The sequence below is a fragment of the Rhodococcus spelaei genome, from assembly GCF_006704125.1.
GTDB lineage: Bacteria > Actinomycetota > Actinomycetes > Mycobacteriales > Mycobacteriaceae > Rhodococcus_G > Rhodococcus_G spelaei.
Map to the genome: position 1 here is coordinate 250,821 of NZ_VIGH01000005.1, position 13,224 is coordinate 264,044.

General features: G+C 69.3%; 12 protein-coding genes. 9 read left to right on the forward strand and 3 right to left on the reverse strand.

Annotated elements, in window-relative coordinates:
* Nucleotides 1-2 precede the first annotated feature (2 nt).
* A complete protein-coding gene (locus tag FK531_RS13330) occupies nucleotides 3-647 on the forward strand; it encodes a YoaK family protein (protein WP_142100052.1) in 645 nt (214 codons plus the stop codon).
* Nucleotides 648-669: 22 nt separating this feature from the next.
* Here the strand turns inward: FK531_RS13330 and FK531_RS13335 are convergent, their stop codons facing one another.
* Nucleotides 670-999 (reverse strand): YnfA family protein, encoded by a 330-nt coding sequence (locus FK531_RS13335; RefSeq protein ID WP_142100054.1) that lies wholly within the window; start codon nucleotides 997-999, stop codon nucleotides 670-672.
* 135 nt (nucleotides 1,000-1,134) lie between these two features.
* The gene (locus tag FK531_RS13340) at nucleotides 1,135-1,734 is read right to left on the reverse strand and encodes an SACE_7040 family transcriptional regulator (RefSeq protein ID WP_142100056.1); all 600 of its coding nucleotides are present in this window, start codon (nucleotides 1,732-1,734) and stop codon (nucleotides 1,135-1,137) included.
* Between the two features lie 104 nt (nucleotides 1,735-1,838).
* Between FK531_RS13340 and FK531_RS13345 the strand changes: the two genes are divergently transcribed.
* From FK531_RS13345 to FK531_RS13380, 8 genes are all read left to right on the forward strand, one after another.
* Entirely contained in the window at nucleotides 1,839-3,398 is a 1,560-nt protein-coding gene (locus FK531_RS13345) for a carboxyl transferase domain-containing protein (RefSeq protein ID WP_142100058.1), read from the forward strand.
* Between the two features lie 5 nt (nucleotides 3,399-3,403).
* Nucleotides 3,404-5,410, forward strand: a complete 2,007-nt coding sequence (locus FK531_RS13350) for an acetyl-CoA carboxylase biotin carboxylase subunit (RefSeq protein WP_142100060.1) — start codon at nucleotides 3,404-3,406, stop codon at nucleotides 5,408-5,410.
* A complete protein-coding gene (locus FK531_RS13355; RefSeq protein ID WP_142100062.1) occupies nucleotides 5,407-6,570 on the forward strand; it encodes an acyl-CoA dehydrogenase family protein in 1,164 nt (387 codons plus the stop codon). The genes FK531_RS13350 and FK531_RS13355 overlap by 4 nt, the downstream gene beginning before the upstream one ends.
* Nucleotides 6,567-7,067, forward strand: a complete 501-nt coding sequence (locus tag FK531_RS13360; protein ID WP_142100064.1) for a MaoC family dehydratase — start codon at nucleotides 6,567-6,569, stop codon at nucleotides 7,065-7,067. The genes FK531_RS13355 and FK531_RS13360 overlap by 4 nt, the downstream gene beginning before the upstream one ends.
* A gap of 1 nt (nucleotide 7,068) precedes the next feature.
* Entirely contained in the window at nucleotides 7,069-7,914 is an 846-nt protein-coding gene (locus FK531_RS13365) for an HpcH/HpaI aldolase/citrate lyase family protein (protein ID WP_142100066.1), read from the forward strand.
* Nucleotides 7,915-7,932: 18 nt separating this feature from the next.
* Nucleotides 7,933-9,132 carry an acetyl-CoA C-acetyltransferase gene (locus FK531_RS13370; protein WP_142100068.1) on the forward strand — a complete coding sequence of 400 codons (1,200 nt, stop codon included), beginning with the start codon at nucleotides 7,933-7,935 and terminating at the stop codon, nucleotides 9,130-9,132.
* A 92-nt stretch (nucleotides 9,133-9,224) separates the two neighbouring features.
* Nucleotides 9,225-11,198, forward strand: a complete 1,974-nt coding sequence (locus tag FK531_RS13375; protein ID WP_435531052.1) for an acetoacetate--CoA ligase — start codon at nucleotides 9,225-9,227, stop codon at nucleotides 11,196-11,198.
* Between the two features lie 120 nt (nucleotides 11,199-11,318).
* On the forward strand, nucleotides 11,319-12,074 hold the full coding sequence (locus FK531_RS13380) for a FadR/GntR family transcriptional regulator (RefSeq protein WP_142100072.1): 756 nt from the start codon (nucleotides 11,319-11,321) through the stop codon (nucleotides 12,072-12,074).
* A gap of 12 nt (nucleotides 12,075-12,086) precedes the next feature.
* Here the strand turns inward: FK531_RS13380 and FK531_RS13385 are convergent, their stop codons facing one another.
* Nucleotides 12,087-13,184 (reverse strand): DUF6777 domain-containing protein, encoded by a 1,098-nt coding sequence (locus FK531_RS13385; protein ID WP_142100073.1) that lies wholly within the window; start codon nucleotides 13,182-13,184, stop codon nucleotides 12,087-12,089.
* Nucleotides 13,185-13,224: the final 40 nt, after the last annotated feature.

Below are 13,224 nucleotides of genomic sequence, written 5' to 3' on the forward strand. Positions count from 1 at the left end.
CGATGATCGTCGGCGCAGGGCGGAGCACGGCAACCTTCGCCGTGCTCCTCGCCGCACTCGCCGGATACGTGGACGCGATGGGCTTCATCGTCCTCGGCGGGTTCTTCGTCTCCTTCATGAGCGGCAACTCGACGCGCGCCGCGGTCGCGGCCGTGGACGGCGCGGGCCACCCGGCTGCGGTGGGCGCCGCCGTGATCGGACTGTTCGTACTCGGGGTGGTGTGCGGTTCGCTGCTCGGGCACCGTGCAGGCAGGTGGCGCAGACCCGCGGTGCTTTCCCTGGTGGCGGCGCTGCTGGGTGTCGCTGCGGTCACCCACTCGTTCGCCCCGACCCAGGTCGTCGTCGCGTCGCTGGCGCTGGCGATGGGTGCCGAGAACACGGTGTTCGAGCGGAGCGAGCAGGCCTCGATCAGCCTGACGTACATGACCGGGACGCTGGTGAAGCTGGGCCAGGCGATCGGTGCGGCACTGACCGGCGGACCGCGTTGGGGATGGGTGCGATTCGCGGTGCTGTGGCTCGGACTGGTACTCGGCGTCGTGGTCGGCGCGGCCGTGCACCGCGGGATCGGGTTGTCCGGGTTGTGGTTCGCCGCGGCGCTCGCGCTGGCCCTCGCGGTCGCGATGGCGCGCCGGCCGCGGTCGGCCTGAGCCGCAGTCCTGAGTGGCGGTCTCAGCGGGGCGCGTACATGATGACCGCAACGCCGACGAGACAGAGCAACGCGCCCGCGACGTCCCAGCGGTCCGGGCGGAAGCCGTCCATCGCCATTCCCCAGATCAGCGAACCCGCGACGAAGACTCCGCCGTAGGCGGCCAGGATTCGGCCGAAGTTCGCATCGGGTTGCAGCGTGGCGACGAAGCCGTATGCGCCGAGGGCGACGATCCCCAGCCCCACCCAGAGCCAGCCGCGATGCTCGCGAATGCCCTGCCAGACCAGCCAGGCGCCACCGATCTCGAAGAGTGCCGCGACGACGAACAGGGCGACGGATTTCGCGACGGTCATGCGCCAGACGATATCCGCGTCGCGACCGCACCTGTGGCTTGCCTGCGGCTCGGGTCCCGGTGACGGTCGTTTTGGGAAGGATCAGCCCCGGTACACGGGGCTGATCCTTCCCGAAATGCTGTGCGGAGGTGCGGCTCAGACTCCCGGCGCGAGGGCGGCGGTGGTCATCTGCCGCAGAATCGTGCGCGTCCGTGCGGCCGAGGTCCGGCTCGCGCTGTGTGGGGTCGAGTTGATCAGGCCGAACGTCGCGTGCGCCTTGATTCGGGCGTCGGTCTCGTCGAGGGCGGGGTCGACCTTCTGCAGCACTTGCACCCAGATCTCGACGTATCGCCGCTGGAACTGGCGGACCTGACGCCGTTCGACGGGTGGCAGCGACTCGAGGTCGCGGTCCTGGACCCGAATGAGGTCCGGCTCGCCGAGTGCGAAGTCGAGGTGGAATTCGACGAGTCCGGCGAGTGCTTCCTCGGGTGACGGTGCGGCGTCGACCACCTCGGTGCCGCCCTCGAGCAGTCGGCGACTGATGTCGACGAGCAGTTCGACGAGTAGCGCGTCCTTGTTGGGGAAGTGCCGGTAGACGGCGGGGCCGCTGATGCCGACGGCGGATCCGAGGTCCTCGAGTCGGACGCCGGCGAACCCGCGCTCGGCGATCAGCCGAGCGGCGGCCTGCAGGAGTTGACGGCGCCGGTCGGCCTTCGCCTGGCTTCGTCGTGTGTGGGCCGGACGGCTCTCCGTCACGGTGAAACCTCCTCTTCTCTGCGGGTCTGGACAACTCAGTTAAGCACAGTTATCTTGAATTCGGTTATCGACAGTTAACCGAACTGGACCAGACAGGCGGCGCGATGAGCTTCGACGGGGATCTGAACAGGGCCGAACACGAGCGGCTGGTGAAGGAGTTGCGTGAGCGACTCGCGACGGCAGCGCTCGGCGGCAGCGAGCGGTCCCGGCAGCGACACGTCGACCGCGGCAAGTTGCTCCCGCGCGACCGGGTGAACACACTGCTCGATCCGGGCAGTCCGTTCCTCGAGTTCTCGCCACTGGCGGCGAACGGCCTCTACGACGACGAGTGCCCCGGCGCGGGCATGATCGCCGGCATCGGGCGGGTGTCCGGCCGGGAATGCGTGATCGTCGCCAACGACGCCACCGTCAAGGGCGGCACCTACTACCCGATGACGGTCAAGAAGCACCTGCGGGCGCAGGAGATCGCGCTGCAGAACAACCTGCCGTGCATCTATCTCGTCGACTCGGGCGGCGCCTTCCTGCCCCGGCAGGACGAGGTGTTTCCCGACCGCGAGCACTTCGGGCGCATCTTCTACAACCAGGCGAACCTGAGCGCCAAGGGAATTGCGCAGATCGCGTCGGTGATGGGGTCCTGTACCGCAGGCGGCGCGTACGTGCCCGCGATGAGCGACGAGGCCGTCATCGTGCGCAACCAGGGCACCATCTTCCTCGGCGGTCCGCCGCTGGTGAAGGCGGCGACGGGCGAGGTCGTCACCGCGGAGGAGCTCGGCGGCGGCGACCTGCACTCGAAGGTCTCCGGCGTCACCGACCACCTTGCGGAGGACGACCAGGACGCGCTGCGGATCGTGCGGAACATCGTCGCCACCCTCGGTCCGCGCACCGAGCGGCCGTGGGACGTGCTGGAAACGGTGGACCCGGTCGCCGATCAGTCCGAGCTGTACGACGTCGTCCCGACCGACCCGCGCACACCGTACGACGTGCACGAGGTGATCGATCGGGTAGTCGACGGTGTCGAGGATCCGGGCTCCGCCGGTGGGGCTGCGTTCCAGGAGTTCAAGGCCGAGTACGGCAAGACCCTGGTCACCGGTTTCGCGCACATCCACGGCCACCCGGTCGGCATCATCGCCAACAACGGGGTCCTGTTCGCAGAATCCGCCATGAAGGGCGCGCACTTCATCGAACTGTGCGACAAGCGCAGCATCCCGCTGGTGTTCCTGCAGAACATCGCCGGTTTCATGGTCGGCCGCGACTACGAGGCCGGCGGTATCGCCAAGCACGGCGCGAAGATGGTCACCGCCGTCGCGTGCGCTCGGGTGCCGAAGCTGACCGTGGTCATCGGCGGCTCGTACGGCGCGGGGAACTACTCGATGTGCGGCCGGGCGTACTCACCCCGCTTCCTGTGGATGTGGCCGAACGCGCGCATCTCGGTGATGGGCGGCGAGCAGGCGGCGTCCGTGCTGGGCACCGTCGGATCGGACAACGATCCGGACGCGATTCGTGCCCAGTACGAGGCTCAGGGCAACCCCTACTATTCGACCGCCCGACTGTGGGACGATGGAATCATCGATCCTGCGGATACCAGAACTGTTCTCGGACTGGCACTTTCGGTGTGCGCTCAGGCGCCGATCGAGCCGGTTTCCTACGGCGTCTTCCGGATGTGAGTGACATGACCGAATTCCACACCGTCCTGGTGGCCAACCGCGGCGAGATCGCGGTACGCGTCATCCGCACCCTCAAGGCAATGGGCATCCGTTCCGTCGCCGTCTACAGCGAGGCCGACGCGGGGGCGCGCCACGTCCGGGAGGCCGACGTCGCTGTCCTGCTCGGACCGGCGGCGGCCCGCGAGAGCTACCTCGACATCGACAAGGTCGTCGACGCGGCCCGCCGGACCGGTGCGCAGGCCGTGCACCCCGGCTACGGATTCCTGTCGGAGAACGCCGCTTTCGCTGCCGCGCTCGACAAGGCCGGCATCGCGTTCCTCGGACCGTCTGTGCGAGCCATCGAGGTGATGGGTGACAAGATCACCGCCAAGAACGCTGTCGCCGCGTTCGACGTCCCGGTGGTCCCCGGCATCGCACGGCCCGGTCTGACCGACGCCGAACTGATCGCCGCAGCGGAGGACATCGGCTACCCGGTGCTCGTCAAGCCGTCGGCGGGCGGCGGCGGCAAGGGCATGCGGATGGTCGAGGAGCCGGGCAAGCTCGCCGACGCGCTGGCCAGCGCCCGCCGTGAGGCCGCGTCCGCGTTCGGTGACGACACCCTCTTCCTCGAACGGTTCGTGTTGCGCCCCAGGCACATCGAGGTGCAGGTTCTCGCCGACAACCACGGCAACGTGGTGCACCTCGGCGAGCGCGAGTGCAGCCTGCAGCGTCGGCACCAGAAGGTGATCGAGGAGGCGCCGTCGCCACTGCTGGACGAGGCCACCCGCGCTCGCATCGGCGAGGCCGCCTCCAACACCGCTCGGAGCGTCGACTACTCGGGCGCCGGCACGGTGGAGTTCATCGTCTCCGCGGACAGCCCGGACGAGTTCTTCTTCATGGAGATGAACACCCGACTGCAGGTCGAGCACCCGGTCACCGAGATGGTCACCGGCATCGATCTGGTGGAGTGGCAGGTGCGGGTCGCGGCGGGGGAGAAGCTGACACTGAACCAGGCCGACATCACCATGACCGGCCACGCCATCGAGGCCCGGGTGTACGCCGAGGACCCGGCCCGCGGCTTCCTGCCCACCGGCGGCACCGTCGTCGACCTGGTCGAAGCGACCGGGCGTGGCGTGCGGGTCGATTCGGGCCTGCGGGTGGGCACGGTGGTCGGCAGCGACTACGACCCCATGCTCTCGAAGGTGATCGCGCACGGCCCGGACCGCGCGTCGGCGCTGCGGTCGCTGGACCGCGCCCTCGCCGAGACGGCCGTGCTCGGTGTGGTCACCAACATCGACTTCGTCCGCTTCCTACTCGCCGATCCCGACGTGGTGGCGGGCAACCTCGACACCGGCCTGCTCGACCGGCGGCTCGACGACTACGTCGCCCCCGACGCCACCGACGACCAGTTCGTCGCCGCCGGTGCCTACCGCTGGCTCACCCGATGGCCGCAGGGGCCGTCCGACCCGTGGTCGGTGCCGACCGGATGGCGAGTCGGTGGCGCCGCACCGACGAGCATCCGGCTCGCGACCGCCGCACGTGCCGAGCACGTGCGGATCACAGGCCGACCCGACGCCGCGACCGCTGCACTCGAGGACGGTGAACCCCGCAGCCTGACAGCATCGTTGGACGGCGATGTGCTGCGTGTCGCGGTCGACGGGCGGCACGAGACGTACCGGGTGGCCGACCACGACGGGCACCTGTGGTTGGCGTCGTCGTCGGGCACCGCGATGGTGCGCGAGGTCGCGGAGGTCAACGTCCGCACCGGTGACACGCACGCCGGTGAGGCGGAACTGACGAGCCCCATGCCCGGCGCCGTCATCGCAGTCGGCGCACAGTCCGGCGACACCGTCACCGCGGGCACCACGATCGTGGTGGTCGAGGCCATGAAGATGGAACACGCACTCACCGCACCGATCGACGGCACCGTCGAGGTGTTCGTCGTCGCCGGTGACCAGGTCAAGGTGGAGCAACTGCTCGCCCGCGTGATTCCCACCAGCATTGAAGACAACGAGAAGGGTGACCAGGCATGACCGACTACCTCTCCACCGGCGAGCTGCCCGACGAGTACCAGCAGCTGGCAAAGACTGTCCGCGACTTCGCGCAGACGGTGGTCGCGCCGGTCGCCGCCGAGCACGACGCCAACCACACCTTCCCGTACCAGGTGATCGACGGGATGGCCGACCTCGGACTGTTCGGCCTGCCGTTCCCGGAGGAGTACGGCGGCCAGGGCGGGGACTACTTCGCGCTGTGCCTGGCGCTCGAGGAGCTCGGCAAGGTGGACCAGTCCGTGGCCATCACGCTCGAGGCCGGCGTCTCGCTCGGCGCGATGCCGATCTACCGGTTCGGCAACGAGGCGCAGAAGCAGGAGTGGCTGCCGCAGCTGACGAGCGGAAAGTCGTTGGCCGCCTTCGGTTTGACCGAACCCGGCGCGGGCAGCGACGCCGGCGGCACCCGGACCACAGCCCGCGAGGACGGTGAGGACTGGGTGATCAACGGCAACAAGCAGTTCATCACCAACTCCGGCACGGACATCACCAAGCTGGTGACCGTCACCGCGGTCACCGGCGTCGCCGACAACGGTAAGAAGGAGATTTCGACGATCCTGGTGCCCACCAGCACACCGGGATTCACCGCCGAGCCCGCCTACAACAAGGTCGGTTGGAACGCCTCCGACACGCACCCGCTGACGTTCCAGGACGTGCGGGTGCCGCGGGAGAACCTGCTCGGCGAGCGCGGTCGCGGCTACGCGAACTTCCTCCGCATCCTCGACGAGGGGCGGATCGCCATCGCCGCCTTGTCCGTCGGCGCCGCCCAGGGCTGCGTGGACGAATCCGTCAAGTACGCGAAGGAACGCGAGGCATTCGGCAAGCCGATCGGCGCCAACCAGGCCATCGCGTTCAAGATTGCCCGGATGGAGGTGCGCGCGCACGTCGCCCGCACCGCGTACTACGACGCGGCCGCACTCATGTTGGCGGGCAAGCCCTTCAAGAAGCAGGCGTCGATCGCCAAGCTGGTGGCCAGCGAGGCGGCGATGGACAACGCACGCGACGCCACGCAGATCTTCGGCGGATACGGCTTCATGAACGAGTACCCGGTGGCGCGACACTACCGGGACAGCAAGATCCTCGAGATCGGCGAGGGCACCACCGAGGTGCAGTTGATGCTGATCGCGCGCGAGGCGGGGCTGTGAGCGCTCAGGAGTCTCCCAGACGCGTTGTCCAGCGCGGACTCTGGTTCGAGGAGTTCGAGACCGGCGTCGTCTACGAACACCGCCCCGGCCGTACCGTGACCGAGGCGGACAACGTCCTGTTCACGACGCTGACGATGAACACGCAGGCACTGCATCTCGACGCCGCGTTCAGTGATGCCTTGCCGCCGTTCAACGCCCGCCTGGTGAACTCGATGTTCACGCTCTCCACCCTCGTCGGGCTCTCGGTCGCCCAGCTCACGCAGGGCACCATCGTGGGGAACCTCGGGTTCTCCGAGATCGCGTTCCCGAAGCCGCTGTTCCACGGCGACACCCTGTACGCGGAGACCGTGATCACCGACAAGCGCGAGTCGAGGTCCCGGCCGGGAGAGGGCATCGTGACGTTCGCCCACACCGGGCGCAACCAGCACGGCGACGTCGTCGCGACCGCGGTCCGCAAGACATTGGTGCGCAAGCGTCCTGTGACGGAAGGGGATTGACATGAGTCCGGCATCTTCCGCTCCCTGGACACCGCCCGGTCCTGCCTGGCTGTTCTGCCCGGCGGACCGGCCGGAGCGGTTTGCGAAGGCCGCGGCCGCCGCGGACGTCGTCATCCTGGACCTCGAGGACGGCGTCGCCCCTGCCGACAAGGAGGCGGCCCGGCGGGCGCTGGTGGACACCCCGCTCGACCCGGAACGCACCGTCGTCCGGATCAATGCGGCGGGCACCGACGACCAGGCGCTCGACCTCGCGGCACTGTCGAAGACGAAGTACCCGCGAGTGATGCTGCCGAAATGCGAATCGGCCGAGCAGGTGCGCTCGCTCGCGCCCCGCGAGGTGATCGCGCTGATCGAATCGCCGCGGGGCGCGCTGACCGTCGCCGAGTCCGCCGAGGTCGCCAACGCGATCGGCGTGATGTGGGGCGCCGAGGACCTGGTGGCGGCGCTCGGTGGCAACGCCAGCCGGCGGGCTGACGGTTCGTACCGCGACGTCGCACGGCATGTTCGGTCCGCGTCACTGCTCGCGGCGAAGGCGCACGGCCTGTTCGCGCTCGACTCGGTGTACCTCGACATCAAGGACTTGGACGGACTGCGGGAGGAGTCCGAGGACGCGGTGGCGGTCGGGTTCGACGCGAAGGTGGCGATCCATCCGAGTCAGGTCGCGGTGATCTGGGCGGCCTACGAGCCGAACGAGGACGAGATCGAGTGGGCGCGAAGGGTACTCGCTGCAGTGTCCGATCAGCGCGGGGTGTTCGCGTTCGAGGGAAAGATGGTGGACGCCCCGGTGCTCCGGCACGCCGAGGCCATCGTGCGTCGGTCCGGTACACGGACACCGCCGTCATTGTGAACGAATCGAGGGAGATCAATGTCTGAGTCCAGTTCTGTCATCGTCGCCGGAGCCCGTACCCCCGTGGGTCGGCTGCTCGGATCGCTCAAGGATTTCTCGGGGTCGGACCTCGGTGGTGTCGCGATCGCGGGTGCGTTGGAGAAGGCCGGGGTGGCGCCGGAGCAGGTGCAGTACGTGATCATGGGTCAGGTGCTCACCGCGGGTGCGGGCCAGATGCCCGCCCGTCAGGCCGCGGTCGCCGCCGGTATTCCGATGGATGTGCCGGCGTTGTCGATCAACAAGGTGTGTCTGTCGGGGATCGACGCGATCGCGTTGGCGGATCAGCTGATCCGGGCGGGTGAGTTCGACGTGGTGGTGGCCGGTGGTCAGGAGTCGATGTCGCGGGCGCCGCACATGCTCGAGAAGTCGCGGGAGGGTTTCAAGTACGGGGATGTGACGTTGCGTGATCACATGGCGTACGACGGGTTGCATGACATCTTCACCGATCAGCCGATGGGCAATCTGACCGAGCAGGCCAATCAGGGTGAGGGTCAGCGGATCAGTCGTCAGGAGCAGGACGCGTTCTCGGCGGCGTCGCATCAGAATGCGGCGCGGGCGTGGAAGGACGGGTTGTTCGAGGCGGAGGTGGTGCCGGTGTCGATTCCGCAGCGGCGGGGTGAGCCGGTGGTGTTCGCGCAGGACGAGGGTATCCGCGCGGACACCACGGTCGAGTCGTTGGGCGCGCTGCGTCCGGCGTTCTCCAAGGACGGGACGGTGACGGCGGGGTCGGCGTCGCAGATCTCGGACGGGGCGGCGGCGGTGGTGGTGATGAGCAAGGCGAAGGCGGAGGAGCTCGGCCTGTCGTGGATCGCGGAGATCGGTGCGCACGGTGTGGTGGCCGGGCCGGATTCGACGTTGCAGTCGCAGCCGGCGCGGGCGATCGCGAAGGCGTGTGCGCGTGAGGGTATCGATCCGAGGGATCTGGATCTGGTGGAGATCAACGAGGCGTTCGCGGCTGTGGGGATCGCCTCGACCGTGGAGCTCGGCCTCGATGCGTCGAAGGTGAACGTGAACGGTGGGGCGATCGCGATCGGGCATCCGTTGGGGATGTCGGGTGCGCGGATTGCGTTGCATCTGGCGTTGGAGCTGGGTCGTCGTGGCGGTGGTGTGGGCGCGGCGGCGTTGTGTGGTGGCGGTGGTCAGGGTGATGCGTTGATCATCCGGGTGCCGAAGTCGTGACCGACGCGGGCGACCGAAGAGCTGGGGCCGATGCCGGCCGACTGACCGACCGAGGTCGGCGATACTCCGACTCCCCGGGGAGAATGGACCACATGGGATCGCTACAGCCGCAGTGGGTGCCGACGGACGAGGACGTCGAGGGAGCCCGGATCACGGACTTCGCGTCCTGGGTCGAGGGTCGGTTCGGGGTCAGCGTGCCCGACTACCACACGCTGTGGCAGTGGTCTGTCGAGGACCTCGACGACTTCTGGCTCGGCGTGTGGGAGTACTTCGAGGTGCAGTCGACGACCCCTGTCGGCACCGCGCTGCAGGTCGAGACGATGCCCGGGGCGCAGTGGTTTCCCGGCGTCCGCACGAATTACGTGACGCAGGCATTCCGGCACCAGACCCGGCATCGCCCAGCCATTCGGTATTCCGGCGAGGACCCCGCCCACGACACCGAGGTGTCGTGGGCCGAATTGCGACGGCAGGTCGGGGCGTTGGCGGCGACGCTGCGTTCGCACGGGGTAGGTCCGGGTGATCGGGTGGTCGGGTACCTGCCGAACATCCCCGAGACCGTCACGGCCTTCCTGGCTGTCGCGAGTGTCGGCGCGATCTGGGCTGCGTGCGGGCAGGACTACTCCGCGCATGCGGCGCTGGACCGGCTCGGCCAGCTCGAGCCGACGGTGCTGATCGCCGCCGACGGCTACCGGTTCGGCGGCAAGACTCATTCGCGGGACCTCGAGGTGGCCCAGTTGCGGGCCGGGCTACCGACGTTGACGCTGACCGTCCGGGTGGAGCGACTCGGGGCCGACGCGCCGCCGACCGGACCGCTGCCGGACGGACCCACACCCGGGACGGTGATGTGCTGGGAGGAGGCCGTCGGGGGCGACGCGCCGCTCGAACCAGTCGACGTCGAGTTCGACCACCCGCTCTGGGTGGTGTTCTCGTCCGGCACCACGGGCCTGCCGAAGGGCATCGTGCACGGCCACGGCGGGGTCGTGCTCGAACACCTCAAGTCGCTGGCCCTGCAGATGGACGTCGGTCCCACCGACACCCTGTTCTGGTACACCAGCCCGAGCTGGATGATGTGGAACTTCCAGGTCGCCGGGCTACTCGTGGGTGCGACGATCGTCTGCTACGACGGCAGTCCGTCCTACCCGGCGACCGATTCGCTGTGGGGCCTGGCCGCTCGGCACCGGGCCACTGTGCTCGGCACCAGTCCCGGCTACGTGCTGGCCTGCGCGAAGGCGGGCGCGGTCCCGAGCAGCGACCACGACCTGACCGCGCTACGAGCGGTCGGGATCACCGGCTCGACGCTGCCCGCCTCGTCCTCGCTGTGGGTGGCGGAGAACGTCGGTGTTCCGGTGGTCTCGATCAGCGGGGGCACCGACGTGGTGTCCGCGTTCGTGGGCGGGGCGCGAACAGTCCCGGTCTGGCCGGGCGAGCTGTCGGCGCCGTGTCTCGGCGTCGCACTCGACAGCTACGACGAGTTCGGCAATCCGGTGCGAGGTGAGGTCGGCGAGTTGGTGGTCACCCGGCCGATGCCGTCGATGCCGGTGCGGTTCTGGAACGACCCGGACGGGGCGCGGTACCGCGACGCCTACTTCGACACCTATCCCGGTGTGTGGCGGCACGGGGACTGGATCACCCTCACCGAGCGCGGCAGTGTCCAGGTGCACGGGCGCTCAGACTCGACGCTCAACCGCAACGGCATCAGGATGGGCAGCGCCGACATCTACCAGGCCGTCGAGGCACTCGACGAGGTCGCCGAGGCGCTGGTGATCGGCGCGGAACAACCGGACGGGGGCTACTGGATGCCGTTGTTCGTGGTCCTCGCCGACGGTGCGGTGCTCGACGACGCGCTGCGCGATCGGATCCGCGCGGTCATCCGCGAGCAGGCCTCTCCGCGTCATGTGCCCGATGAGATCATCGCAGCGCCCGGCGTGCCTCACACCCGGACCGGCAAGAAGCTCGAGGTGCCGATCAAGAGGCTGTTCCAGGGTGCCGACCCCGACAAGATCGTCGACCGGACAGCGATCGACGCACCGGAGCTCATCGACTGGTACGCGACCAGGAAGCGCTGAGTGCACGGCGCGGACCCGGGTTACCCGCCTGGTGGCCGCGAAATCGGTTAACTCTTGTACGGTTAGGGGTCGTCGGGCCAGGTCAGGACGTGCCCGACTCTAATTCAGCGAGGGGTGACAGTGGCAGCGGGTGCGAAATCGTCGGTGGTTCGGGTGCCGAAGGCGGGCGAGCTGGTCGCCGCCAGCCTGCGCAGGCGGATCATCACCGGTGAACTCGAGGTCGGCGACCCGCTGCCCAACGAGGCCACCCTCATGGAGCAGTTCGGGGTGTCGAGGCCGACGCTGCGCGAGGCCTTCCGGATCCTCGAGTCCGAGTCGATCATCACGGTTCTGCGTGGCGCACACGGTGGGGCGCGGGTTCTCGCGCCGGACGCCTCGGGCGCCGCGCGGTACACGGGACTGCTGCTGCAGTACCAGGGCGTCCCGCTCGTCGACGTCTACCGGGCGCGGGCCTCGCTGGAGGTCACCGCGGTCGGGATGCTCGCCGCGGGACACCAGGGTGACGAACTGGACACCTTTGCTTCGCTGATCGCCGCCGGCGAGGACCTGGTGGACGACGCCGCGGCCTTCGCCCGTCACGACGTCGACGTGCACCAGGCGCTGATCGACCTCGCGGGCAACCAGACCCTCGCGGTGCTCGCAGGCATGCTGGTGCACATCATCGATGCCCACAACGCGCTCTTCCTCGCAGCGCACGGCGGGTCGAACGAGCGGCCCGCCTCCCGGGCCGCGCACCGGGCCTACCTGAAGCTGCTCGGCCTGATGCGCGACGGCGACGCGACCGCCGCACAGGAGTTCTGGCGCAAGAACCTGGACGCAATCGAGAAGTACATGATCGGTGACTCCGAGACGACGCTCGTCGAGGTGCTGTCCTAGCGGCCGTCGACGTCAGCCCGGTATCGGGATGACCAACGGCGGCAGTCCCGGGATCTCCACCCGAACCTGAGGTGGTGGTGGTGGCGGCGGCGGAGGCGGCGCGACGACCACGGGTGCGGGTGGCGGTTCGGGCGCGGGCGGCGGTGGTGGTGGCGGCGGGGGCGGCGCGACCTGAGGTGGTGGCGGCGGGGCCGGGGCCACCGGTACTCGCTGTGCTGCCACTATCGGAGGCGCTTCGGGTTGTGGTGCGGCCTGCCTCGCGGCCGGCGGCGCGGCCGGCGGTGGGGCCGCAGGTTCCGCGGGTTGTTGCGGGCCGACCCCGACCGGGACCGGCGTCAGCGCCCCGGTCGCGACGTTCACCACGGAAACCTCGGTCATCGGCGACTCCGCGGGCCGCACCACCATGACTCGAGTGGGATCGAAGCCCGGCCAGGGCATGGCCTGGGGGTTCGGCTCCGCGGTGTCGGGGGCCTCGAGGGGACTGCCACGCGTGCAGCGGACCCGGGGGACGCCGTGGTCGTCGATCAGGACGATGGTCCCGGCCTCGAGCACGGCCTGCGACCGATCGGCGCTCCCGTCGTCGTATCCGTAGCTCGTCACCCGGGTGTCGGCTCGCAGCAGCACCGGTGTCAGGCCGCGGACGAAGGTGGGCACGTCCTCGATGCTGAAGACCCTCGACCACGCCGCGAGCTTGGTCGGATCCTGTTGGAGTCCGGCGACGAGTTTCTGCCGGTCGCACAGTGGCCGTTCGGGGCTGCCGCCGTACAGCCCCGCCCGGTCGCCGGGGACGCGAACCGGGTCGCCGTCGACCGGGAGGGCGGTGTCCGGGGGGCCGGGCGGGACGAGCGTCGGAATCTGCGGGGGCAGCAGCTGCTCGGTCCAGGGGAATTGTTCGTCCGAGACGGCGCTGCTGAGCGTCACCTGCTCCGGTGTCGAGTCGCCGCGCATCGAACAGGCCACCACGGTCGACGACGCGAGCACGAGGGCGACGGCGACGCCGCAACCGCGCACCACGGGGTGACCCGGTACGCGCCCCGAACGGGCGAATGTGCCGGTGACTTCGCTTCGTCGGGCACCGCACGCGGCCCGCCCGACGCTGCCGGTGGCCACGGCCCCATCGTAGGGGCGGGACCGATCCGGCGGAGGGGTT